Origin of the sequence: Stenotrophomonas mexicanensis (genome assembly GCF_032911605.1) — a bacterium.
Lineage (GTDB): Bacteria > Pseudomonadota > Gammaproteobacteria > Xanthomonadales > Xanthomonadaceae > Stenotrophomonas > Stenotrophomonas maltophilia_A.
The window spans coordinates 63,611-86,750 of the sequence record NZ_JAWJTG010000002.1; the positions used below are offsets into that span (position 1 = coordinate 63,611).

At 67.0% G+C, this 23,140-nt stretch carries 19 protein-coding genes; 6 read left to right on the forward strand and 13 right to left on the reverse strand.

Going from position 1 to position 23,140, the window contains the following annotated elements; translation table 11 throughout:
• Window positions 1–7: 7 nt before the first annotated feature.
• Window positions 8–1,417 (reverse strand): type I glutamate--ammonia ligase, encoded by a 1,410-nt coding sequence (gene glnA, locus R1L06_RS01970; RefSeq protein WP_004153533.1) that lies wholly within the window; start codon window positions 1,415–1,417, stop codon window positions 8–10.
• Window positions 1,418–1,641: 224 nt separating this feature from the next.
• Between glnA and R1L06_RS01975 the strand changes: the two genes are divergently transcribed.
• Together R1L06_RS01975 and R1L06_RS01980 are read left to right on the forward strand one after the other, a co-directional pair.
• The gene (locus R1L06_RS01975; RefSeq protein WP_032130149.1) at window positions 1,642–2,436 is read left to right on the forward strand and encodes an undecaprenyl-diphosphate phosphatase; all 795 of its coding nucleotides are present in this window, start codon (window positions 1,642–1,644) and stop codon (window positions 2,434–2,436) included.
• Window positions 2,437–2,509: 73 nt separating this feature from the next.
• On the forward strand, window positions 2,510–3,337 hold the full coding sequence (locus R1L06_RS01980; RefSeq protein ID WP_188487018.1) for an META and DUF4377 domain-containing protein: 828 nt from the start codon (window positions 2,510–2,512) through the stop codon (window positions 3,335–3,337).
• A gap of 142 nt (window positions 3,338–3,479) precedes the next feature.
• On the opposite strand, the gene R1L06_RS01985 is transcribed toward R1L06_RS01980, so the two are convergent.
• From R1L06_RS01985 to R1L06_RS02025, 9 genes are all read right to left on the reverse strand, one after another.
• Window positions 3,480–4,091 carry a YbhB/YbcL family Raf kinase inhibitor-like protein gene (locus tag R1L06_RS01985; RefSeq protein ID WP_049423164.1) on the reverse strand — a complete coding sequence of 204 codons (612 nt, stop codon included), beginning with the start codon at window positions 4,089–4,091 and terminating at the stop codon, window positions 3,480–3,482.
• A gap of 10 nt (window positions 4,092–4,101) precedes the next feature.
• A complete protein-coding gene (locus tag R1L06_RS01990) occupies window positions 4,102–6,171 on the reverse strand; it encodes a tetratricopeptide repeat protein (protein ID WP_049398186.1) in 2,070 nt (689 codons plus the stop codon).
• 56 nt (window positions 6,172–6,227) lie between these two features.
• Window positions 6,228–7,217, reverse strand: coding sequence for a YheT family hydrolase (locus R1L06_RS01995; protein ID WP_050509830.1), 990 nt, complete (start codon window positions 7,215–7,217; stop codon window positions 6,228–6,230).
• A 52-nt stretch (window positions 7,218–7,269) separates the two neighbouring features.
• Window positions 7,270–8,061 carry a lysophospholipid acyltransferase family protein gene (locus tag R1L06_RS02000; RefSeq protein WP_032128720.1) on the reverse strand — a complete coding sequence of 264 codons (792 nt, stop codon included), beginning with the start codon at window positions 8,059–8,061 and terminating at the stop codon, window positions 7,270–7,272.
• A 120-nt stretch (window positions 8,062–8,181) separates the two neighbouring features.
• The gene (locus R1L06_RS02005; protein WP_032128719.1) at window positions 8,182–8,616 is read right to left on the reverse strand and encodes a hotdog fold thioesterase; all 435 of its coding nucleotides are present in this window, start codon (window positions 8,614–8,616) and stop codon (window positions 8,182–8,184) included.
• A gap of 10 nt (window positions 8,617–8,626) precedes the next feature.
• Window positions 8,627–10,678 (reverse strand): phospholipase D family protein, encoded by a 2,052-nt coding sequence (locus R1L06_RS02010; RefSeq protein ID WP_317216789.1) that lies wholly within the window; start codon window positions 10,676–10,678, stop codon window positions 8,627–8,629.
• Window positions 10,675–11,292, reverse strand: coding sequence for a YceI family protein (locus tag R1L06_RS02015; RefSeq protein WP_032128717.1), 618 nt, complete (start codon window positions 11,290–11,292; stop codon window positions 10,675–10,677). Before R1L06_RS02015 ends, R1L06_RS02010 begins: the two co-directional genes overlap by 4 nt.
• Before the next feature lie 4 nt (window positions 11,293–11,296).
• The gene (locus R1L06_RS02020) at window positions 11,297–11,773 is read right to left on the reverse strand and encodes a SixA phosphatase family protein (protein WP_005407539.1); all 477 of its coding nucleotides are present in this window, start codon (window positions 11,771–11,773) and stop codon (window positions 11,297–11,299) included.
• A gap of 49 nt (window positions 11,774–11,822) precedes the next feature.
• Window positions 11,823–12,452, reverse strand: a complete 630-nt coding sequence (locus R1L06_RS02025; RefSeq protein ID WP_010487235.1) for a nucleotide-binding protein — start codon at window positions 12,450–12,452, stop codon at window positions 11,823–11,825.
• Window positions 12,453–12,575: 123 nt separating this feature from the next.
• Here R1L06_RS02025 and R1L06_RS02030 point away from each other — a divergent pair, with 123 nt between their 5' ends.
• Window positions 12,576–14,060: an AAA family ATPase gene (locus R1L06_RS02030; RefSeq protein ID WP_317216790.1), complete on the forward strand. Its 1,485-nt coding sequence runs from the start codon at window positions 12,576–12,578 to the stop codon at window positions 14,058–14,060.
• Window positions 14,061–14,712: 652 nt separating this feature from the next.
• On the opposite strand, the gene R1L06_RS02035 is transcribed toward R1L06_RS02030, so the two are convergent.
• Window positions 14,713–15,348, reverse strand: a complete 636-nt coding sequence (locus tag R1L06_RS02035; RefSeq protein WP_317216791.1) for a tetratricopeptide repeat protein — start codon at window positions 15,346–15,348, stop codon at window positions 14,713–14,715.
• A gap of 168 nt (window positions 15,349–15,516) precedes the next feature.
• Here R1L06_RS02035 and R1L06_RS02040 point away from each other — a divergent pair, with 168 nt between their 5' ends.
• The 3 genes from R1L06_RS02040 to R1L06_RS02050 all read left to right on the forward strand — a co-directional run bounded on the left by R1L06_RS02040 (window position 15,517) and on the right by R1L06_RS02050 (window position 20,944).
• Window positions 15,517–19,203 (forward strand): indolepyruvate ferredoxin oxidoreductase family protein, encoded by a 3,687-nt coding sequence (locus tag R1L06_RS02040; protein WP_317216792.1) that lies wholly within the window; start codon window positions 15,517–15,519, stop codon window positions 19,201–19,203.
• A gap of 157 nt (window positions 19,204–19,360) precedes the next feature.
• Window positions 19,361–19,618, forward strand: a complete 258-nt coding sequence (locus R1L06_RS02045; RefSeq protein WP_004134030.1) for a helix-turn-helix domain-containing protein — start codon at window positions 19,361–19,363, stop codon at window positions 19,616–19,618.
• A 3-nt stretch (window positions 19,619–19,621) separates the two neighbouring features.
• Entirely contained in the window at window positions 19,622–20,944 is a 1,323-nt protein-coding gene (locus R1L06_RS02050) for a type II toxin-antitoxin system HipA family toxin (RefSeq protein ID WP_317216794.1), read from the forward strand.
• Here the strand turns inward: R1L06_RS02050 and R1L06_RS02055 are convergent, their stop codons facing one another.
• Entirely contained in the window at window positions 20,945–21,559 is a 615-nt protein-coding gene (locus R1L06_RS02055) for a DUF938 domain-containing protein (protein ID WP_317216795.1), read from the reverse strand.
• A 354-nt stretch (window positions 21,560–21,913) separates the two neighbouring features.
• On the reverse strand, window positions 21,914–22,984 hold the full coding sequence (gene dinB, locus R1L06_RS02060; RefSeq protein WP_317216796.1) for a DNA polymerase IV: 1,071 nt from the start codon (window positions 22,982–22,984) through the stop codon (window positions 21,914–21,916).
• Between the last annotated feature and the right edge of the window lie 156 nt (window positions 22,985–23,140).

The window sequence follows — 23,140 nt, forward strand, 5'->3', positions numbered from 1 at the left end:
CCACCGATCAGCTGGCGTAGTACAGCTGGTATTCCAGCGGGTGGGTGGCCGCGCGGAACTTGGTCACTTCCTGCATCTTCAGCGCGATGTAGCCGTCGATGAAGTCATCGCTCATCACGCCGCCGGCCTTCAGGAACTCGCGGTCCTTGTCCAGCGCTTCCAGCGCCTGGTCCAGCGAGGAGCAGACCTGCGGGATCAGCTTCTCTTCTTCCGGCGGCAGGTCGTACAGGTCCTTGTCGCTCGGTGCGCCCGGGTCGATCTGGTTCTTGATGCCGTCCAGGCCGGCCATCATCAGCGCGGTGAAGGTGAGGTAGCCGGACTGGATCGGATCCGGGAAGCGCATTTCGATGCGGCGTGCCTTCGGGTTGGACACCCACGGAATGCGGCACGAAGCCGAACGGTTGCGGGCCGAGTAGGCCAGCATCACCGGTGCTTCGTAGCCCGGCACCAGGCGCTTGTAGCTGTTGGTGCCCGAGTTGGCGAAGGCGTTGATGGCCTTGGCGTGCTTGAAGATGCCGCCGATGTACCACAGCGCCAGCTGGCTCAGGCCACCGTAGCCGTCACCGGAGAACAGGTTGGTGCCGCCCTTGGACAGCGACTGATGCACGTGCATGCCGCTGCCGTTGTCGCCGACGATCGGCTTGGGCATGAAGGTGACGGTCTTGCCGTTGCGGTGCGCGACGTTCTTGATCACGTACTTCATGCGCAGCAGTTCGTCGGCCTTCTGCACCAGGGTGCTGAACTTGGTGCCGATCTCGCACTGGCCGGCGGTGGCCACTTCGTGGTGCTGCACTTCCACTTCGATGCCGACCTGTTCCAGGGTCTTGCACATCTCGGCGCGCAGGTCGTGCAGGGTGTCGGTCGGCGGCACCGGGAAGTAGCCGCCCTTCACGCCCGGACGGTAGCCGCTGTTGGCGCCGTCGTACTTGGCGCCGCTGTTCCACGCCGCTTCTTCCGAGTCGACCTGGAAGAAGGTGTGGCCCATTTCATTGGCGAAGCGGACCGAATCGAAGATGAAGAATTCCGGCTCCGGGCCGAAGAACGCGGTTTCGGCGATGCCGGAGGACTTCAGGTAGGCCTCGGCGCGCTTGGCGATGCCGCGCGGGCAACGGCCATACGGCTGCATGGTGGCCGGATCGAGGATGTCGCAGCTGATCACGATGGTCGGATCGGCGTAGAACGGGTCGACGTAGGCGCTGGCGGTATCCGGCAGCAGCACCATGTCCGATTCGGCGATGCCCTTCCAGCCGGCGATCGAGCTGCCATCGAACATCTTGCCTTCTTCGAACAGCGACGGCTCGACGATGCTGACCGGGAAGGTCACGTGCTGCTCGACACCACGCATGTCGACAAAGCGCAGGTCGACGAACTCGATCTGGTTGTCCTTGATCAGCTTCTCAACGTTTTCCACGGACATCGGTACGACCTCGGATGGGGATGAATGCCTGCTGAGGTACAGCAACGACCGTGCCAACTTTTCGCAGGCTGCAAGTCATTGATTTCAAAAAGGCCGCCCCGCAGCGGTGCAGAACCGTTCGCACCAAATGGGTGCAACCGGCAGCGGACGCACCCGTTTGGTGCGGCAGTGATCGTCTATCCTCTCGACCTTCTTCCTTCCTGCCGCGCGTGCCCGCACCGTCCATGTCCGACCTGCTCTCCGCCCTGTTGCTGGGCATCCTCGAAGGCTTGACCGAGTTCCTGCCGATCTCCAGCACCGGCCACCTGCTCATCGCCCAGCACTGGCTGGGTGCCCGTTCGGACTTCTTCAACATCGTCATCCAGGCCGGCGCGATCGTGGCGGTGGTACTGGTGTTCCGCCAGCGCCTGCTGCAGTTGGCCACCGGTTTCGGGCAGCGCGAGAACCGCGAGTACGTATTCAAGCTGGGCGCGGCCTTCCTGGTCACCGCCGTGGTCGGCCTGGTGGTGCGCAAAGCCGGCTGGTCGCTGCCCGAGACGGTCAGCCCGGTGGCCTGGGCACTGATCATCGGTGGCATCTGGATGCTGCTGGTGGAGGCCTACACCGCGCGCCTGCCCGACCGCGACCAGGTGACCTGGACCGTGGCGATCGGCGTCGGCCTGGCGCAGGTGGTGGCCGGCGTGTTCCCCGGCACCTCGCGTTCGGCCTCGGCGATCTTCCTGGCCATGCTGCTGGGCCTGAGCCGCCGCGCGGCAGCCGCCGAGTTCGTGTTCCTGGTCGGCATTCCCACCATGTTCGCCGCCAGCGCCTACACCTTCCTGGAAATGGCCAAGGCCGGACAGCTGGGCAGCGAGAACTGGACCGAGGTGGGCGTGGCCTTCCTTGCCGCGGCCGTCACCGGCTTCGTCGTAGTGAAGTGGCTGATGGGCTACATCAAATCGCACAGGTTCACCGCGTTCGCGCTTTACCGCATCGCGCTGGGCGCCGCGCTGCTGCTGTGGTTGCCGTCCGGCAGCTGAACAGCGCCGGGGCACGGTAACCCCGTTGCCGGCCCCACCCCGTTTCCCCCACGGTTCCCCAAGGAGAATCACCATGAACCGCAAGCTCACCCTGCTCCTCCCGCTGGCCCTGATGGCCGCCTGCAGCCAGACCCCGGCCCCGGCCGGCAACGGCGGCGACGACGTGGCCCCGGCCGCGGCCAAGGCAGCAGACCAGCAGACGCTGGCGCACCTGGACGCGCAGCGCCTGCAGAGCCAGCACTGGCTGCTGCAGCAGGCCACCGGTGCCGATGGCAAGCGCATCGACGCGCTGTTCGCCCGCGAAGACAAGCCGGTCACCCTGGACTTCGCTGATGGCCGCCTGTCGGTCAGCAACGCCTGCAACCACATGGGTGGCGGCTACACCCTGGCCGACGGCAAGCTGACGGTCAGTGCGATGGCCTCGACCATGATGGCCTGCACCGACAAGGCGCTGATGGCGCTGGACGAGGCCGTGTCGAGCCGCCTGCAGGGCGAGCTGAAGGCCGAGCAGGATGCCGATGGCAAGCTGACCCTGACCAACGCGAAGGGCGATGTGCTGGTGTTCAACCCGGAACCGACCGCTGAAACCCGCTACGGCGGCGCCGGCGAAACCGTATTCCTGGAAGTGGCCGCCAAGACCGAGAAGTGCTCGCACCCGCTGATCCCGGACTACCAGTGCCTGCAGGTGCGTGAAGTGAAGTTCGACGACAAGGGCCTGAAGCAGGGTGAGCCGGGCAAGTTCGAGAACTTCTACGGCAACATCGAGGGTTACACCCACGAGGACGGCGTGCGCAACGTGGTGCGCGTGAAGCGCTACGAAGTGAAGAACCCGCCGGCCGATGCGCCGTCGCAGGCGTACGTGCTGGACATGGTGGTCGAGTCGGCCATCGAGAAGAAGTAAGACGACAGAAGGGCGGCCGCGAGGTCGCCCTTCTTCGTTGTGTAGAGTCGAGCCATGCTCGACTGCTTCTACGGTGAGTCGAGCATGGCTCGACACTACAGAAGCAAAGCCGGCCAGCGGCCGGCTCTCCCCATCGTGCCGCTCAGCCCAGCGCCGGGTTCAACGTGTAGGTGCCATGCAGTGCGGCTTCGGCCAGCACGTGGCCGTGCATGGCGCGATATGCGTCGGCGGCGGTGAAGCGCGCCGGAAGCTCCAGCGAGGCCACATCCAGCGCGAACACGCGGAAGAAATAGCGGTGCACGCGTTCGTCGTTGAACGGCGGATAGGGGCCGTCATAGCCCAGGTAATCGCCGGCCATGTCCGGGTTGCCCGCAAACCAGCCGGTGAAGTCGTTCAGGCCCTGGCGGCTGCCCGCCGGGCCAGCCGGTGCGGTCTTGCCCTTCACCACGAAGCCATCGCTGCAGCTACCGGCGGCGATCTCCTGCACCGAGGCCGGAATATCGGCCATCACCCAGTGCACGAAGTCGCAGCGCGGCTGGTCGCGCGGCACGGTCATGTCGCTGCGGCCGACCGTTTCCGCAACGGTCGGCACATCCGGGTCCACGCACACCAGCAGGAACGAACGCGTGCCTTCCGGTGCGCCGTTCCAGGCCAGGTGCGGATTGCGGTCCGGCGCGAAGCCGGTGGCATCGCCGGCGGCGAACGCGCGGTCGATCGGCGCGCCGTTGGTCAGGCTGTGGCTGCTCAGTTGCATCGGCTTCTCCTTACTCTTCCGGGTAACCCAGGCGCACCGCAATCGGGGTGAGCTTGGCAAAAGCGGCGCTCATCACGTCGCGGTAGTTGCGCCAGTGGCCCGGCGGAAAGCGCGGTGCGCCCAGCTGTGCGGCCGGCGGCATCTGCCGCTCGAACAGGCGTCCCAGCAGCTCGGCCATCGCGTGCGGATCATTGCCGATCTGGTCGATGCGCAGCAGCACGTGCGGATACAGTTCTTCCTCATGCAGGGTGGCAACCTGCGCCAGCCCGCGCGCCAGCCATTCGCTGGCTTCAGCCAGCGAGGTCATCGCCAGCGGAGCGGCAGCGCCGTAGGCCACCCAGTCCAGCAGCATGTCGCGCGGGTCACGCAGCACGAGCACCAGTCGTCCCTGCGGCAGCTGCGGGCGCAGCGCCCACAGCAGGGCGTTGTCCCACCACAGCAGCCAGTCGATGACGGCATCGCCCTGCAGGCCACGCGCCGGCAGCTGCTCGCGCCAGCGCTGCACCAGCCGCTCCGGGGTCAGCACGCCGGAGGCGAGGTCCTGCAGCGTGTGGTAGTTCTGGAATGCATCATCCGGCGGATTGCTGGTGTACCGGTCACTGCGCAGCACCGGGCTGGCGGCCGCCAGGCCGGTCGCAACCCGCTCCACACCCGAACCCGGCGCACCCCACAGGAAGATCGGCGCGGAGCTGGCATCACTGTCGATCTCGCCCTTCTCCGGCCAGCTCGGCGGCGCCTTGGCCTGTGGCGGAAGCGGCAGGCGCTGCGGTGCCTGGTCGGCCTGCAGCGCCATCCACGTCTGCAGCGCCTGTTCCGGCTGGCCAGCGCGGTCCTGGATTTCACCCAGCCAGGTACGCAGGTCGGCGCGATGGCCGTCCGGCGCCCTGTCGATCAGCGCCTGCACGCGCGCGATCGCGGCGACCGGATCACGCTGCAGCAGGCCTTCGACCAGGCGTGTTTCGCCACTGACGCGGCCCGGTTCGAGGCTGACGATACGTTCGGCGATGGCTTCGGCCTGTTCGTGTTCGCCCACCATGTCATGCAGGCGCAGGCGTGCTTCCAGTGCCGGCAGATGACCCGGCATCGCGTCCATCCAGCGCTCCACGGTCGCTGCGGCGGTCGGGCTGCCGACTTCTTCCACGGCCAGGCGTGCCAGCCACAGGTCGTGCAGCTGCGGATGCTGTTCCAGGGCAGCGTCCAGGCGCGCGCGGGCCTCGTCTTCGCGGCCCAGGCGCTGCCAGGACATCAGCAGCAGCTGCAGCACCTGGCGGTCGTCGGGGATCGATTCCAGCAACGGCAGCAGATGGTCCAGCGCCTGCAGCGGCTGGCCGCCGCGCAGCGACAGTTCACCGGCCAGGCGACGCATCGACGGCGTATCCATGCCTTCCTGCTGAAGCGCGATCTGCATCGCTTCGGCAGCCGCCTCCAGGTTGCCCTGGCGCAGCGCCAACTGCACTACCAGGCCATGCAGCGAGCTGATGGCCGGGTTCAGTTCCAGCACGCGGCGGAATGCCTGCTCGGCGAAGGCCAGCATGTCCTTGCCCAGGTAGGCGAAGCCCAGTGCGTACAGCACGCGGGTGTCGTTGGGCTGCGCCTGGTTGGCCGCGGACAGCAGCGTCAGCGCACGATCCGGGTCGTCGCGGCGCAGCGCGATCATGCCGTCGATGGTCAGCAGTTCCGGGTGGTCCGGCTCAACGCGCGAGGCCAGCGTGGACAGGCGCTGGGCTTCATCGAAGTCGTTGCGGCCGATCGCCAGGTGCGCCTGCATCAGATAGGCGGCGAAGGAGTTCGGGTCAAGCCCGGTGGTACGTGCCAGCGCTTCGTCAGCGCCCTGGTACTGGCGCAGGGCGAGCAGCAGGCCAGCGTGCTGCAGGTGCAGCTGGGCATCATCGGGGGCCAGCTGCAACGCCTGCTGCAGCGCCTCCATCGCATCCTCGGCCTTGCCCTGCTGCTGCAGCGCAAGCGCCAGCCAGCGGTGGGCTTCGGCCTGGCCGGGTTCATCACGGGTCCACGCTTGGGCCAGCTGCACGGCCTGGTCGGCCTGGTTCTGGCGCAACGCTTGGATGATCTGGTCTTGCATGGCGGTCCGGTTCAAGTGCAAACCCGCATTGTAGCGGTCCACGCACCGGTGCCGGTTCAGCCCGCCAGCACCCGCTGCAGGCGCTGCGCCACCCAGCGCTCGGAGAAGCCGTCACCCCGCCAGTTTTCCAGGAAGCCGCAGTGGCCTCCCCAGCAGGCGGTTTCCAGGTGCGCCTGGCGCGGCAGCTGCCAATCGCTGAAAGTCGCGTACGGGATCACCGGGTCGTCCTGCGCCATCAGGATGTCGGCCGGCACCTGCAGGGTGGACAGGCGGTCACCGGCAATCGAATAGCCATCGAAATAGGCCTGCAGCGAGCCGAAGGTGGTGTGCCGTTCGACCAGCCAGGCAGTCAGTGCACGGATGTCCAGCTTCAGCACGCGGTCGTCGCAGTCGCTCAGCTCGGGAAACAGATCGCGCTTGCGGCGCAGCGAGCCGGCCCATTTGCGGCGGAAGTACCAGTCGTACATCGCTGGGCCGTTTTCGATGCTCTCCATCGTCAGCCCCGGGTCCAGCACAGGGCACACCGAGGCCACCCGCAGCAGCGGCACGCCGGCAGCCGGCGCGCGCAAGGCCAGGCGCAGCACGAAGTTGCCACCCAGCGAATAGCCGGCGGCCACCAGCGGCAGCTGCGGCCAGCGCTGGGCGATGTCACCCGCGGCATGCACCACTTCATCGATCAGGTTGGAGTGGAAGATGCCGGGGTTCAGATGGTGGGTGTTGCCATGGTCGCGGAAGTTCAGCCGCACCACATCGAAACCCTGTTCGATCATGCGCGCGGCAGCCATGCGCATGTAACTGGATTCGGCACTGCCCTCCCAGCCATGCAGCAGCAGGGCCATGCCTTTCGGTTCGCGGCCTTCGACATGGCTGTGCCAGCCCTGCAGGCGCACGCCATCACCGCCGTCGAGGATCAGCTCTTCGCTGACCGCACCGGTGGCGGCCAGCAGCAGCAGGCCGCGCTGCAGGCGCATGCGGCTGGAGCTGAGCATCGACTGCAGGTGCGGATTGCGCAGCCAGCGCGGCGGCTGGTAGTCAGTCGCATGCAACGTCGGTGTACCGGCGTCCAGGACGGGTGGCGGGACCAGGGCCACCGTGCCCTCAGCCGGTGCTCATGGCCGCCACGATGCGCGCGCGCGAGGTTTCCGCGATGCGTCGACGGCCTTCCAGGTCCTGGGTACCGATCGGCTCCAGGAAATGCACTTCGGTATGCCGCGCCGGCTCACCCAGCAGGCGCAGGAAATTGGCGGCGAAACTCTCGCCCGGGCCGAATGCCACGATGGTCTGTGCGTCACCCTTGAACCCATAGACCAGCGCCACAGGCTGCACCGGAACACCGGTTTCGACCGCGGCCTGGAAGATGCGGGCATGGAACGGCCCCACTTCATGGCCACCGCGGGTGCGCCCTTCCGGGAACACGCCTACTGCCTTGCCGGCACGCAGGCGATCGGCCATCACCTGCATCACGCCACCGAGCGATTCGGTATTGCCGCGCTGGTGGAAGATGGTCTGCCCGCGCGCGGCGAGCCAACCGACCAGCGGCCAGCTGGCGATTTCGCGCTTGGCGACGAAGCCCATCATGCGCTGGCTGTGCAGGATGCTGATGTCCACCCAGCTGACGTGGTTGGCGACGAACAGCACGGCACCGGGCAAGGGCTGGCCCACCCGTGACAGGCGGAAGCCGAAGATCCACATCAGGCCCCCCTGCCACCAGTTCACCACCTTCGCCCCGAAGGTATCCTCGCCCACGCGCAGCTCGCCCCACGGCGGGAGCATGCCGATCAGGATCAGCGGCAGGAACACGGTGATGTGGACCAACAGCAGCGGTACGCGGTACAGGTAACGGCACACACGCGCCACGCCGCCACGGGGGGCCGGAGTGGGGGAAGTCATCCGCGCACGATACCGGAGCGCCGCAGCAGCTGCCAGCCGATTTAGGCCATAACCGCCATTGACCGGGGCAATCGGCGGGGAACGCTGGGTTCTGCCGCCGTCAACACGCCCGCCGGGGGCTCAACCGTGGCCGGCGGCCACCACCGCCAGGGTCAGCCGAGAGATGCACACCAGCCGGCCCTGCTCGTCTTCGATGCGGATCTCCCACAGCTGGGTGCTGCGGCCGACGTGCAGCGCGCGGGCGGTGCCGGTGACCGTGCCCGAGCGCACGGCGCGCACGTGGTTGGCGTTGATTTCCAGGCCCACGCAGATCTGCTTGCCGGTATCCACGCACAGGTTGCCGGCGCTGCTGCCCAGGGTCTCGGCCAGCACCACCGAGGCACCGCCGTGCAGGATGCCGTACGGCTGCCGGGTGCGCTCGTCCACCGGCATGGTGGCCTGCAGCCAGTCTTCGCCCGCAGCGCTGAAGACGATGCCGAGGGATTCGATCGCCGTGTTGCGGCTGAGCGCGTTGAGCTGCTCGATGGAAACGGCTTCGCGGAATACCTGGGTCATGCGGGCACCTTCAGAGGATGGGAACGAGGCCGGCGCCGAATGCAGTCAGCATGCGCACCAGCAGCCACTTCGGGCCGACGTTGACTTCGGGGAAGTCGCCGACGGCGACGTAGCAGTTGTGGAACGCCGGGTCCTGCCGTGGCAGCGGCTGCGGGCAGTCCGGACCGGGCTTGAACTCGTAGTCGGTGGCGTAGCGCCACGGCCAGAAGTCGAGGATCGGCAGCGCTTCGGAGGCTTTGCCGACGCTGTAGTTCAGGCCCGACAGCACTGGCGGCTTGGCCCGCGGCGCCACTGTCCACGAGTTCTGCGGATGGGTATCGCGCAGGATGCTCTCGGCCAGCTGCTCGGCAAACACCGGATCGTCGATGATCACCGCGCCTTCGGTGTTGTAGTTCTCGCTGCGCGGATCGAAGTTGTGGGTGCCGACCACGCCGATGCGGCGATCGACCACCAACGACTTGGCGTGCAGGCCCATGCGGGCGCCCTTGCGGGTGACCGGCAACGGCTTGTTGACCGCCTTGCTGCCCAGGAACGACGGACGCGTCTCGGTGCGCAGCAGGCGCGTTTCCACCTCGCTGCCGGCGGCGCGGCGACGTTCGCGCGCGTTCTGGTAGGCACTGCCGGTACGCGGATGATGCACCGCCACCTGCTTGCGGGGCGCGGCCAGATCCCCTTCGCTGCCACCACCGGCATTGCTGCCAGCGGCGCTGCCGCCGATCAGCGGATTGCGCCCGCCGTCGTCGTCGCCTCCGGGCGCGGCGATCGGGTCGGGCAGCAGATTGCGGTAGTCGACCGGTGCATCCAGCGGGAACGGCTTGTACTCGAAGATGTTGAAGCCCAGTTCGCGCATGTTGCGTCGCTTGTACTTGTACGACAGCGCATACACGATCGGGTTGTCGGTGGCCGCCAGGCTGTTGCTGGACACCACCACGCGCGGCGGCTGCGGGCGCTTGCGCAGCTCGCGGAACAGCTTCTGCGCCGGCTTGGACAGCACCAGGTACGGCGTCTGCAGGATCACTTCCTTCTGCGCACCGGCGATCAGTGCATCCAGCTGCGGCTCGGTCACGTGCTGGCCGGCCAGCGGGGCATCGGCCTTCTCGCGGCGGTGCTTGCGCGGCAGGTCGGCGACGTAGCGCACCGAGGCCACCGGCAGCGCGGTATCCACGAAGGAACGGGTGATGAACTCCATGTCATTGGCTTCAGCGCTGACCCGCTGCACCCGCTCCGGGCGGCGGAACGTGGCGGGCGGCAGCACCGGCACGCCTTCGCGCAGCAGGGTGCGGCCCACGTCATTCAGGCGCTCGGCCGGCACGCTGCGCTTGGCGCGCCAGAACGCATCGAAGTTGGCCGCCATCGCCCGCGCTTCCGGGCCGGCGATCATGACGTCGCGATCGCGGAAGTTGTACTCGCGATCCCAGTCGTAATAGTCGTCCTGGTAGTTGCGGCCGCCGACCACGCCGATCGCATCGTCGATCACCAGCAGCTTGTTGTGCATGCGCTGGTTGAAGCGACGGAAGCAGCACAGCACGCTGCCGGCGTAATCGAAGTAGTTCAGCCGGGCCTTGCCGAAGGTCGGGTTGTAGACCCGCAGCTGGAAGTTCTGGTGGGCGCCGGACAACGCGCCGAGGATCTGCAGGTCGGAGATCGCCGAGAGCTGGTCGATCAGCACCCGCACCTTCACCCCGCGCCGCGACGCGGCCAGCAGTTCGTCGATGACCAGCCGCGCGCTGTCGTCCTTGTCGAAGATGTAGGTCTGCAGGTCGATGCTGCGGGTGGCACTGCGCAGCAGGTTCAGGCGCGCCACCAGGGCGCCCTCCCCCTCGTCCAGCAGGGTGGCGTAGTGGCGCGGCTGCTCCGGGGTGGATTCGGTGAACGCCCGGCCGGCCAACGCCCGCAGCGGCGAATCCTGTGCGCAGCGGTCGGCGCGCTGGCAGTCGACCTGGATCGAGCGCGCCTGCACGGCGATCGCTTCGGCGCGGTCGCGCTCGGCATTGGACAGCGATGCACAACCGCTGCCCAGCAACACGGTTGCCAGCGCCAGTACACGCAGCAGGAGGTTCACGGTTTCGGCGCCTCGCTCAGGCGCGCTCGCAATACGAAGGTCACTCGGTCACTCAAGGCAAGCTGCCAGCTGTCCATTCCATACCGGCCTCGCTGCACGGTACCGCGGCTGACGACGTCGCAATCATAGCCGGGTCGGGCGCAATCCGCTTTCTCGACCTTCAGTGTCTCGGGGTGGCTGATCCCGCGCAGGGTCAGCCGCCCGTTGATGTCGCCCCCGTCTTCCACGGTCTCCGGCCAGTACGGCAGCGAGTCGAACTCGACCACCGGGTGGCGGCCTGCGTCGAAGAACTCCTCGCCGCGCATCCAGCCGGTGTAGCGCGCCTTGCCGGGGATCTCGACCGAGCGCGTGAACATCTTCAGGTGCACCTGGTGGCGGCCGTCGGAGAGGATCTCGATGCGACCCTCGAAGTGCGGGAACAGGCCTTCGATGCGCTGCCCGAAGCGGGTGCGCACCTCGAAACCGATCTGCGAGCGCTGGGTATCCAGGTGCAGGACCCGGTGCGCTTCAGCGACCACCGGCGGCAAGGGCGTTGGCGGTGGCGCGGCAGCCCAGGCCGCGCCGGAAGCCAGCAGCACGGGCAGCAGAAAGCGGCTGCGCCGCGCCAGGCTCATTGGATCACGGCCACCAGAACGCGTTCAGGCTGGCCACGCCCGGCTCGATCGAGGCCTCGCGCGGGAAGCCGAGCACGGCAATGCCGGCCGGCGGCATGCCGCGATAGTCGCTGCTGGTGCCTTCCGTCATCAACGCCACCAGGCGCTCCAGGCCGGGGTTGTGGCCGACGATCAGCACCCGGTCGAGGTCACGGCGGTCGTCCACCAGCGCCGCCAGGGTGCCGGGGGTGGCCTCGTAGATGCGGTCTTCCAGGCGCTTCTCGACATAGCCGATGGTGCCGAGCACGGCTTCCAGGGTCTCCCGGGTGCGCCGCGCCGGTGAGCACAGCACGCAGTCCGGCAGCAGGTTGTTCTCCTTCAGCCACTTGCCGGCGGCTTCGGCTTCGGCGAGCCCCACCGGCGACAACGGCCGGTCGAGGTCGGCCTGGCCGGGGGTAGCCGGTTCGGCATGGGCATGGCGCAGCAGGATCAGTTCACGCATCGCGGGTTTCCATGAAGAAGAGGATGCAGCAGAAAGAGTGACGCAGGCATCAAAGCTTCAGCCAGGACAGCAGCGGCTCCCAGTCGGCCTGGTGCTCGCGCACCTGGGCCGAGCGGTAGTCGAACAGGCTGCGGCCCAGGCCGGTCATGACCACATAGCTCTGGCTGTCGCGCAGCTGCGCGACCACCGGGTACGGCCATTCACCCAGCATCTGCAGCGCCTGCTGCGAGGTCTGGGTCCATGGTTTGGTACGGTTGAGCACCAGCCCCACCGGCAGCTTGCGGCTGTGCACGCGCGGGTTCTGGGCCAGGCTGTTGAGGAAGCCGACGATCGCTTCTATGTCCAGCGCCGAGGGCAGCACCGGTACCACCACCGCGTCGGCAGCGTCGAGGAAATGGGGAATATCGTCAGCCAGGGCACCGGCCGGCGCATCGATGATGACGGTGTCGGTGCCGTCGGGCAGCTTCTGCGCCCACTGCTTCTTCCGATACACGTCGATGGGGAGCACCGCGCTTTCCAGCCCGGCACGGCGTTGTGCCCAGCGGGTGCTGGAACCCTGCGGGTCGGCATCGGCAATCACCGTGGCCTTGCCCTGCAATGCCGCGTACGCGGCCAGGTGGGTGGCGACGGTGGTCTTGCCCACCCCGCCCTTGGAACCGGCCACCAGGATCGTCTTCATGCCAGCCTCGCTTCCGGGTACGTGCCCCGAGCGTACACCGGTGATGGTGACGGGAGGTAGCGTCGTGCTGAACCAGCGGCCATCGCCTTTGCTATCGTGGCGCCCCCGAAGGATCGAACCGGCATGAGCGAACTGCAGGATCTGAGCGCGTTGATCCGCGCCAATACCCCACTGATCGTCATCGAGACCCAGGACGAGGGTCGCATCGTCGAGCTGTTCCGGCAGACGCTGATGCACGTATGGCGGGCGCTGCACCGCTGGTCGATCACCGAGGGCCTGCGCCGGATCGACCTGGACAGCGAAGACCCGCCGGTCGGGCCGCCCGACGCCAGCGCGGCCCTGCAGATGATCCGCCAGGCCGACCAGCGCGGCGTCTACCTGCTGCTCGATTTCCACCCCTACCTGGGCTATGCCAGCCACCAGCGCGCCCTGCGCGACCTGATCCAGCGCCGCCACAGCGAGCCGCACGTGCTGGTGCTGATCGGCGCCAAGGTGGAACTGCCGGCCGAGCTGGAAGCACTGGCGGTGCGCTTCAACCCGCGCCTGCCCGATGCCAATGCCCTGCTGAAGATGCTGCGCGAGGAGGCCGACGCCTATGCGCGCGAGCATGGCGGCCGCCGGGTTGAAGTCGACAGCGAAGCGGTCAAGAAGATCCTGAAGAACCTGCAGGGCCTGAGCCTGGTCGATGCCCGGCGCATCGCGCGCCAGCTGATCTACGCCGACGGCGCACTGCGCGACGACGACCTGCCGCAGCTGGCGCGGCTGAAGTTCGAGCTGCTCAACCGCAGCGGCCACCTGTTCTTCGAGCATGACAGCGCGCGCTTCGGCGATGTGGCCGGTGCCAACCGGCTCAAGCGCTGGATCAACCAGCGGCGGGTGGCGTTCATTGCCGGCTCCGCCCCGGCCGGGCTGGACCCGCCGCGCGGCATGCTGCTGCTGGGTGTACAGGGCTGTGGCAAGTCGATGCTGGCCAAGGCCACCGCCGCCGGCTTCGGCGTGCCCCTGCTGCGCCTGGACGTGGGCGCGCTGTACAACAAGTACCACGGCGAGACCGAAGCCAACCTGCGCCAGGCACTGGCCTCGGCCGAACAACTCGCGCCCTGCGTGCTGTGGATGGACGAGATCGAGAAGGGCCTGGCCAGCGGAGGCGAGGACGGCGGCGTGTCACGCCGCGTGCTCGGTTACCTGCTGACCTGGATGGCCGAACGCAAAGCGCCGGTGTTCATCGTCGCCACCGCCAACCAGGTGCACGAGCTGCCCGCCGAGCTGCTGCGCAAGGGCCGCTTCGACGAGATCTTCTTCGTCGATCTGCCCTCGCCTGACGTGCGCGTGGAACTGCTGCGGCTGCACCTGGGCCGGCGGCAGCTCAACGCCGACGACTTCGCACTGCCCGCGCTGGCGGCGGCCGCCAATGGTTTTTCCGGCGCCGAGATCGAGCAGGCGATCGTGGCTGGCCTGTATGCGGCGCATGCCGAGGGCCGGCCGCTGGACACCGAGCTGCTGATGACCGAGATCCGCGCCACCCGACCGCTGTCGGTGCTGATGGCAGAGCAGGTAGAAGCACTGCGTGCGTGGGCGTCGGAGCGGACGGTTTCCGCGGACGACTGAGGGGTTTCCAGCGAACGGCGCAGCCCCTCGTGGCTGGTCGCTCAAAGCAACAGCCGTGGTTGGCCGGGTGGGTAGGCTGCGCAGGGGACGCTGCAAGTACGTCCATGTAAGCTCGGTCGCCGCTTGCTTGTGTGCGCTGTCCTGCGCACACGGCAAGACCGGGGTTGGGCGTCCTGCCCAGCCCGCCCGAGGCATGCCTCGGACCCATGCGGCTCACGCCCCTGCGCAGCCTACCCACCCGGCCCCTGATAGTCTCCGGGGGCGATCAGCCACGTGGAAGAAAGAAGAAGAGCAAAAGCGCTTGGCCGGCCGCTCTTTGTAGAGCCGAGCCCACACTCGGCTGCTCTTCGATCAGATATCGAATAGTCGATTCCGTTACAGATTCATCCACGCATGGCGTGGATCTACCGTGTCGACCAAGGTCGACACCTACCAACAGCTGCCGGAATCTGTCGAAGGCGGGGCACTGTGGGTTTGCGGGGTGTGAGCCGCATGGATGCGGCGACCAAGCCCCCAGGACGGGTTTACGGCGGCCCCGCAAACCCACAGTGCCCCGCCATCCCGCAGGAAGCCCGCTGTTGCTTCGGCTGTTGCTGTTGCTTCAGCTGTTGCCTCTGCGGGTGCCGGGTGCAACCCGGCCGAACCCCTTCCCTCAGGGCCAGGCAGGCGGTGCGGCCGCCCAGGCCTGCTGCACCTCGGCCAGCGACGTGCGCTCATCCTCACGCCACTGCGGCAGCAGCTGCCCATAGTTGGCCGTGGTACTCCACTGCGTCGGCTCGGTGCGTACCGCAGCCGCATACCACTGCACCGCCTCCTGCTTCTGCCCCATCCGCCACAATGCCAACGCATAGGTCGGTGGCACCCAGGTGGGCTTCGTACGGGCGTTGCTGGCCGATACCAGCCACTGTTCCAGCGCCGCCTCCGGCTTGCCCTGGCGCAGCAGGTCCCAACCGTAGTTCCAGCGCACGCTGCGGCCGCTGCTGCTCTGTGCCGGCGCCTCTTTCATCGCCTCGCCATACAGCTGCTCGGCCAGCTCGCCACGGCCCTGCGCGCCGGCCACCGATGCCAGCTGCACCGTCGCTTCCACCGCGCGGCGGCCGCGCTCACGCAGCTTGACCAGCTGGGCCACCAGCTCATCGCCATCGCCCTGCACCGCCACCATCGGCGTTGCCGCCAGGTCGTTGTCGAAGTAGAACTCCTGTGGTGCCGGCACAGCCGGCGCGGCCCACGCAGTGGCCACTCCCGAGGCCAGCAGCACGCTGGCCAGGATCTTTCCTGGAACTGACATCCCTTCTCCCCAGGCCGCAACTGCAGCCTCCCTCTCTCTCCCCGATCCTAACCCCAGCACCGCCGCGGGCGCGAGTGCCGGGGGCTCGCGGCCCCGCTGCTACAATTCGCGCCTTTCCCGCCGCGTGCCTGCACGCGGCCGGTGCCAGCCGATCCTACCGGGCCAGCCATGACCAGTACCGCGCAACTCACTTCGCCCTCGTCCGCCGACCTGCTCGACCGTGATTACACGCTCGACCACAAGTACACCCGCAGCGAGGGGCGGATCTATCTGAGTGGCGTGCAGGCGCTGGTGCGGCTGCCGCTGATGCAGCGGCTGCGCGACGCCGCCGAAGGCATCGACAGCGCCGGCTTTGTCAGCGGCTACCGTGGCAGCCCGCTGGGTGGCTTCGACCTGGAGCTGTGGCGCGCGCGCAAGCACCTTGAAGCAGCCAAGGTGAAGTTCACCCCGGGCCTGAACGAGGACCTGGGCGCCACCATGGTGTGGGGCACGCAGCAGACCAACCTGTTCCCCGGCGCCAACGTGCAGGGCGTGTTCGGCATGTGGTACGGCAAGGGCCCGGGCGTGGACCGCTGCGGCGACGTGTTCAAGCACGCCAATGCCGCCGGCACCTCGCGCTACGGCGGCGTGCTGGCGCTGGCTGCCGACGACCATGCCTGCCGCAGCTCGACGCTGCCGCACGGCAGCGAGGACGAATTCGTCAGCGCGATGATGCCGGTGCTGAACCCGGCCGGCGTGCAGGACATCCTCGACATGGGCCTGCTGGGCTGGGCGATGAGCCGCTATACCGGCCGCTGGGTCGGCTTCAAGACCATCGCCGAGACGGTGGAATCGTCGGCCTCGGTCGAGGTCGACCCGATGGCGCGCCGCATCGTGCTGCCGGAAGACTTCGAGATGCCGTCGGGTGGTCTCAACATCCGCTGGCCGGACCCGCCGCTGGACCAGGAAATGCGCCTGCACCGCTATGCGGTGAAGGCGGCGCAGGCGTTTGCCCGCGCCAACGGCATCGACAAGGTGGTGATGGATGCGCCGCGCGCGCGGCTGGGCATCGTCACCACCGGCAAGAGCTATCTGGACGTGCTGCAGGCGCTGGAATACCTGGGCCTGGATGAAGTCGCGTGCGCCGACATCGGCATCCGCGTGTACAAGGTCGGCATGACCTGGCCGCTGGAACCGCAGGGCATCGCGCGCTTCGCGCAGGGCCTGGAAGACATCATCGTGGTGGAGGAGAAGCGTGCCTTCATCGAGCGCCAGATGAAGGAACAGTTCTTCAACTGGCCGGCCAGCTGGGGCCAGCGCCCGTCCATCGTCGGCAAGTACGACGAGAGCGGCGAATGGATCCTGCCGTCCACCGGTGAGCTGACGCCGGCCACCATCGCCGGCGTGATCGGCCGCCGCATCCAGAAGTTCTTCAACAACGAATCGATCGAGCAGCGCCTGCAGTGGATGCAGGAGAAGGAAGCCGAGCTTGCGTTGCCGCGCGCCAGCTTCCCGCGCGTACCGCACTACTGCTCGGGCTGCCCGCACAACACCTCCACCCAGGTGCCGGAAGGCTCGCGGGCGCTGGCCGGCATCGGTTGCCACTACATGGTGACCTGGATGGACCGCAGCACCGACACCTTCACCCACATGGGCGGCGAAGGCGTGACCTGGGCCGGGCAGGCGCCGTTCACCGACACCCCGCACGTATTCCAGAATCTGGGCGACGGCACCTATTTCCACAGTGGCTCGCTGGCGATCCGCCAGGCGGTCGCCGCCGGCGTCAACATCACCTACAAGATCCTCTACAACGACGCGGTGGCGATGACCGGCGGCCAGCCGGTGGACGGCCCGCTGAGCGTGCCGGACATCGCAAAGCAGATGCGCGCCGAAGGCATCCACACCATCGTGGTGCTGTCGGACAACATCGGCAAGTGGACCGGCCAACGCGAGCACTTCCCCAGCGACGTCGAGTTCCACGACCGCAGCGAGCTGGATGAGGTGCAGAAGCGCCTGCGCGAGGTGAAGGGTGTTTCGATCCTGATCTACGAACAGACCTGCGCCACCGAGAAGCGCCGCCGCCGCAAGCGCGGCAAGCTGGAAGATCCGCAGAAGCGCGTGCTGATCAATTCGCTGGTCTGTGAAGGCTGTGGCGACTGCGGCAAGAAGAGCTTCTGCGTGTCGGTACTGCCGAAGGAAACCGAGTTCGGGCGCAAGCGCGAGATCGACCAGTCCAACTGCAACAAGGACTATTCCTGCGTGAACGGTTTCTGCCCGAGCTTCGTCACCGTGCACGGGGGCCAGCCGCGCAAGGGCAGCAAGCGCGATGCTTCCACCCTGCTGGACAACCTGCCGGCACCGGCCATCCGCGGCACCCTCGAACAGCCCTGGAACATCCTGATCACCGGCGTCGGCGGTACCGGCGTGGTGACCATCGGCGCGCTGCTGGGCATGGCCGGCCACCTGGAAGGCAAGGGTGCGACCGTGCTCGACCAGACCGGCCTGGCACAGAAGGGCGGCGCGGTGACCACGCACATCCGCATCGCCCGTCGTCCCGAAGACATCCACGCCGTGCGCATCGCCGCCGGTGAGGCTGACCTGGTGGTGGGCTGCGACATGGTGGTGGTCAACGACTACTGGGCCCTGTCGAAGGTGCGTGCCGGCCGTTCGCAGGTGGTGCTGAACACCTACGAAGCGATGCCCGGTACCTTCACCACCCGCCCGGACATGCAGTTCCCCGCCGCCGACATCGTGGCCGGTGTGCGCGTGGCGCTGGGTGGCGAGGAACCGCTGCTGCTGGATGCCACCCAGCTGGCCACCGCGCTGCTGGGCGATGCCATCGCCGCCAACCTGTTCATCCTCGGCTACGCGTGGCAGCAGGGTCTGGTACCGCTGTCGTTCGACTCGCTGATGCGCGCCATCGAACTCAACGGCGCGGCCGTGGCGATGAACCAGCAGGCCTTTGCCTGGGGCCGCCTGTCGGTGGTCGATCCGCAGGCCGTGCAGCAGGCCGCAGGCCTGCTGCGCAACCGCCACACCGATACCGAATCCACCCCGGGCCCGCTGCATCCGCTGCCGCCGGGTGAGTGGGAAGGCAACGAATGGGGTGCCACCGCCGCACCGCGCAACACCGGCGATGAACGCGAACTGCGTGGCCTGCCCTCGCACGGTGGCGACGTGGCGTTCCTGCCGCTGGACGATGCACGCCTGTCGCGTTCGCTGGATGAAATGATCGAGCGCCGCGCCGCCTTCCTGGTCGAGTACCAGGACGCCGCCTACGCCAACCGCTACCGCAGCGTGATCGAGCGCGTGCGTGCGGCCGAAGCCGAGCGCATCGGCGGCTCCACCGCGCTGACCGAGACCGTGGCCCGCTACCTGTTCAAGCTGATGGCCTACAAGGACGAGTACGAAGTGGCCCGCCTGTACACCAGCGGTGACTTCCAGCGCCGCCTGCAGCAGCAGTTCGAGGGCGATTACCAGCTGCGCTTCCACCTGGCACCGCCGCTGTTCGCCAGGAAGGACGAGCAGGGCCGGTTGCTGAAGAAGGAATACGGCCCGTGGATGTTCAAGGCCTTCGGCCTGCTGGCCAAGCTGAAGTTCCTGCGTGGCGGCCGACTTGATGTGTTCGGCCGCACCGAGGAACGCCGCATGGAGCGCAAGCTGATCGGTGACTACGAGGCCACCGTGCAGCTGCTGCTGGATGGCCTGGAAGACGGCCGCCTGGCACTGGCGGTGGAAATCGCCAGCGTGCCCGAGCACATCCGAGGCTTCGGCCACGTCAAGGAAGCGCATTTCGAGCAGGCCAAGGCGCGCGAAGCCGCCCTGCTGGCGCAGTGGCGCAATCCGAAGGCGCTGCATATCGTGCAGGTGGCTTGAGCACCGCTGACGGCACGAAAGCAACCTATTGATTGCATAATGAGATAGCAATCGATAGGTTGCCTCCAGCGAAGGAAAGAGATAGGTTGCTTGTCGTAATGCAACCTATCCTTTGCGTACACGTTCGCGTACGGCCACTTTCTAGGGGACTGCCGATATGGACAGGCCGCTGCACACGGTGAGGACACCTCAACAACTGGCACCGCTGATGCGTGCGTTCAGGCGCCAGGCGGGCCTGAGCCAGGCGCAGTTGGCGGCACAGCTCGGCATAAGCCGCCAGGCAGTAGGCGCATTGGAGCGCGACCCGGCATCGGCAAGCTTCGAACGGCTGATGCGGGTCTGGGCAGTGCTGGGTCTGGAAGTCAGATTGCAGCAGCGAAGCCCCCCGGAGACAACGTCAACGTTGGAGTGGTGAGCCATGGGTACGCTGCGGGTCTGGATGAATGGTGTCGAGGTCGCGCTCTGGGATGATGTCCGGAGCGGCTCTCCCCGGCTTTCGTACGTCGACTCGTGGATCAGCTCCGCCCAGTCCCGGCCGTTGTCACTCTCACTGCCCCTGCTCCCGGAGGGTGAGAGCCATCGGGGCGATGTCGTCAACAACTACTTCGACAACCTTCTTCCCGACAACGCCGTCATCCGCAACCGGATCCGCGACAGGTTCTCCACGCGCAGCAGCGACACATTCGATCTTCTCGAAGCCATTGGCCGGGATTGCGTCGGCGCAGTGCAACTGCTGCCGCTTTCGCATACACCGGGGGACATCCAGCAGATTACGTGCGAAGCGTTGGACGAATCAGGCGTCGCTGCGATCCTGCGTCAGGTGACGGCAGGGAATCTACCTGGCGCACCCACCAGTGATGATGCGTTCCGCATATCCATCGCCGGTGCGCAGGAGAAGACGGGACTTCTGCTGCATGCTGGCCAGTGGTGCATTCCTACCGGCAGTACCCCATCCACCCATATCTTCAAGCTGCCGCTTGGCATTGTAGGCAACATGCGGGCGGACATGCACCAATCCGTCGAGAACGAATGGCTGTGCATGCAACTGCTTTCCGCCTTTGGAATCCCCGTTGCGAATACGCAGATGGGACGCTTCAAGGACGAACGCGCGCTTATTGTGGAGCGATTCGACCGCCGCCTTTCTGCAGATCGCCGGTGGTGGCTGCGGCTGCCGCAGGAAGACATGTGCCAGGTCTTCGGTCTGCCCGCTGCCAGGAAGTATGAATCCGATGGCGGCCCAGGCATCGTGACCATCATGGATCTGCTTCGACAATCCGAGCATTTCGAGGATCGGGCGACCTTCTTCAAGACGCAAATTCTTTTCTGGATGTTGGCTGCAACCGATGGACATGCCAAGAACTTCAGTGTTTACCTCGAAGCCGGTGGACGCTTCCGCCTGACACCCGTCTACGACGTATTGTCGGTGCATCCCATCCTGGGTAGGGGGCCAAACCAGCTCGACCCGCGGAATGCACAGCTCGCCATGTCCGTCCAGGGCAAGAACCGCCACCGGAAGCTGCACCTTGTGCGACGACGCCATTGGAACGAAACCGCACGCGCCTGTGGTGTCGCTGATGGTGCGGAGCCGTGGATCGAAGCGCTGATCGCAGCCGTCGAACCCGCCATCGAGCAGGTCACGCGTCAGCTCCCAAGTGATTTCCCCGTAAACGTGTCCGAACCCATTTTCAACGGGCTGCGCGCTGCGGCGGCACGCCTTTCCAGCATGTCGCCGGACGCCTGATCACCCCAGCCGCCACAGCAGCAACCGGTTGTTGGCCGGCATCGCCACATCACCCAGGCGGGTGAAGCCGTTGTCCGCCGCCAGTGCCTGCACCGCTTCCACATCGCGGATGCCGCTGCGTGGATCACGCGCCTTAAGCCAGGCATCGAACTGCGCGTTGCTGTCGCTGGTGTAGCGGCCGCCGTAGTTGAACGGGCCGTATACCGCCAGCAGCGCACCATGCCGCAGCACCGATGGCAGCGCGGCGAACAGCGCCTGCACATGCTCCCAGCTCATGATGTGCAACGTGTTGGCGCTGAATGCGGCATCGAACGTGCTGCCCTCGGGCAACGACAGGCCCGGCGCCGGGGGGAGTTCCACCTGCAGTGCCACCGGCGGCAGCAGATTCAGCAACGCCGCCTCCGCGCGCCAGGCCTCGATGCCGGGCAGATGGTCCGGATGATCGCTAGGCTGCCAGCGCAGCCAGGGCCAGCGCTCGGCGAAGAACGCCGCGTGCTGGCCGGTGCCACTGCCGATCTCCAGCAGCCGATGGCGGTCGCCCATCCACGGGTCGAGTGCGGTGGCGATGGGTTCGCGGTTGCGCTCGCAGGCTTCTGAATACGGCTTGCTCGACATCAGGGACGGTGTCCAGGCGGGGTCGGCCCCATTGTGCACGAGGGGGTGTCTGCAGGGCTTGCAGCCCTGCACCCGCAGGAGCCGGAGCAACAGCAACAGCAACAGCAACAGCCAAAGCAACTGCAACAGCGGGCTTCCTGGGGGATGGCGGGGTGGGTCCGGTTGCGGGGGACGCCGTGAATCCATCCATGGAGGCTCGGTCGCGCCATCCATGGCGCTCACGCCCCCGCAACCGGACCCACCCCGCCTTCGACAGTTTCCCGCCATCTGTCGGAACCTGCTGCTGATGGAACCTGCTGCTGATGGAACCTGCTGCTGTTGGTGGGTGCCGACCGTTGGTCGGCACGACAATGATCAGTGCTCGAACAGTTCCCCCTGCACCACCGGCTCCTTTTCGCGGAAGCCACCGAGTCCGACACCCACCAGCCGGTAGCGGGTCTCCGCCGGCAGGTCCACCCGCGCGCGCAGGGCCAGGGCGATGTCGCGCAGTTCTTCCATCGATTCCGGCGGGCGCTCCGGGGTGAAGCTGCGGGTGAGGATGCGGAACTGTGCGGTCTTCAGTTTCAGTACCACGGTGTGGCCGACGCGTTCGGTCTTGCGCGTGGCATTCCAGGTCTTCTCTGCCAACTGCACGATCGCCTCCCCCAGGTCTTCCAGCGGCAGATCCTCGGCGAAGGTGTCTTCGGAGGAAATCGACTGCACCTGCTGGTCCGGCTCCACCGGCCGCTCGTCGATGCCGCGTGCGCGGTTGTATAGGCTGCGGCCGAAACTGCCGAACGCCTCTTCCAGATCGATCAAGGCCCACTGCCGCAGATCGCCGCAGGTGACGATGCCACGTGCGGCAAGTTTTCCTTCCATCACCTTGCCGACGCCGGGCACGCGGTTCACCGGCAGCGGCAGCAGAAACGCGTCCACCCGCTGCGGCGGAATCACGAACTGGCCATCGGGCTTGCGCCAGTCCGAAGCGATCTTGGCCAGGAACTTGTTCGGCGCGATCCCGGCTGAAGCGGTCAGGTTCGTCTCCTCGCGGATCTGCGTGCGGATGGTACGGGCGATATCGGTGGCCAGTTCGATGCCGCTCTTCGGCTCGGTCACGTCCAGGTAAGCCTCGTCCAGCGACAACGGCTCGACCAGGTCGGTGTGGCGCAGGAAGATCTCGCGCACGTGGCGTGACACCGCTTTGTAACGTGCGAAGTCCGGCGGCACGAAGATCGCATCCGGACACAGGCGTTCGGCACGCAGCGCCGGCATTGCCGAACGCACGCCGAACACGCGTGCCTCGTACGAGGCCGCGCACACCACCGAGCGGGCGCCACGCCATGCCACAACCACCGGCTTGCCGCGCAGTGACGGATCGTCGCGCTGCTCCACCGACGCGTAGAACGCGTCCATGTCGACGTGGATGATCTTGCGCAGTCGGGTCATGTCAGGCGGAAAGGGAGGGGACGTGCCGAACGGGCCACACGCCGAAGTATGGTCGTTGCACATCAACAGGATGCGCGTATTCCATTGAAAACACTACGGTTGCGTACGGTTGAAATGTTTGATCGGCGCAGTTTCCACGGGCATCCTCGAGCGCTT

What these genes read in the sequence shown, in the direction of transcription:
- R1L06_RS02005 (WP_032128719.1), bottom strand. Translation starts at nt 8,616, where the DNA reads ATGACCCAGGTATTCCGCGAAGCCGTTTCCATCGAGCAGCTCAACGCG.
- R1L06_RS02050 (WP_317216794.1), top strand. Translation starts at nt 19,622, where the DNA reads ATGGGTACGCTGCGGGTCTGGATGAATGGTGTCGAGGTCGCGCTCTGG.
- R1L06_RS02020 (WP_005407539.1), bottom strand. Translation starts at nt 11,773, where the DNA reads ATGCGTGAACTGATCCTGCTGCGCCATGCCCATGCCGAACCGGCTACC.
- R1L06_RS02035 (WP_317216791.1), bottom strand. Translation starts at nt 15,348, where the DNA reads ATGTCAGTTCCAGGAAAGATCCTGGCCAGCGTGCTGCTGGCCTCGGGA.
- R1L06_RS02040 (WP_317216792.1), top strand. Translation starts at nt 15,517, where the DNA reads ATGACCAGTACCGCGCAACTCACTTCGCCCTCGTCCGCCGACCTGCTC.
- R1L06_RS01975 (WP_032130149.1), top strand. Translation starts at nt 1,642, where the DNA reads ATGTCCGACCTGCTCTCCGCCCTGTTGCTGGGCATCCTCGAAGGCTTG.
- R1L06_RS02000 (WP_032128720.1), bottom strand. Translation starts at nt 8,061, where the DNA reads ATGACTTCCCCCACTCCGGCCCCCCGTGGCGGCGTGGCGCGTGTGTGC.
- R1L06_RS02030 (WP_317216790.1), top strand. Translation starts at nt 12,576, where the DNA reads ATGAGCGAACTGCAGGATCTGAGCGCGTTGATCCGCGCCAATACCCCA.
- R1L06_RS02045 (WP_004134030.1), top strand. Translation starts at nt 19,361, where the DNA reads ATGGACAGGCCGCTGCACACGGTGAGGACACCTCAACAACTGGCACCG.
- dinB (WP_317216796.1), bottom strand. Translation starts at nt 22,984, where the DNA reads ATGACCCGACTGCGCAAGATCATCCACGTCGACATGGACGCGTTCTAC.
- R1L06_RS02015 (WP_032128717.1), bottom strand. Translation starts at nt 11,292, where the DNA reads ATGAGCCTGGCGCGGCGCAGCCGCTTTCTGCTGCCCGTGCTGCTGGCT.
- glnA (WP_004153533.1), bottom strand. Translation starts at nt 1,417, where the DNA reads ATGTCCGTGGAAAACGTTGAGAAGCTGATCAAGGACAACCAGATCGAG.
- R1L06_RS01985 (WP_049423164.1), bottom strand. Translation starts at nt 4,091, where the DNA reads ATGCAACTGAGCAGCCACAGCCTGACCAACGGCGCGCCGATCGACCGC.
- R1L06_RS02025 (WP_010487235.1), bottom strand. Translation starts at nt 12,452, where the DNA reads ATGAAGACGATCCTGGTGGCCGGTTCCAAGGGCGGGGTGGGCAAGACC.
- R1L06_RS01990 (WP_049398186.1), bottom strand. Translation starts at nt 6,171, where the DNA reads ATGCAAGACCAGATCATCCAAGCGTTGCGCCAGAACCAGGCCGACCAG.
- R1L06_RS02055 (WP_317216795.1), bottom strand. Translation starts at nt 21,559, where the DNA reads ATGTCGAGCAAGCCGTATTCAGAAGCCTGCGAGCGCAACCGCGAACCC.
- R1L06_RS01980 (WP_188487018.1), top strand. Translation starts at nt 2,510, where the DNA reads ATGAACCGCAAGCTCACCCTGCTCCTCCCGCTGGCCCTGATGGCCGCC.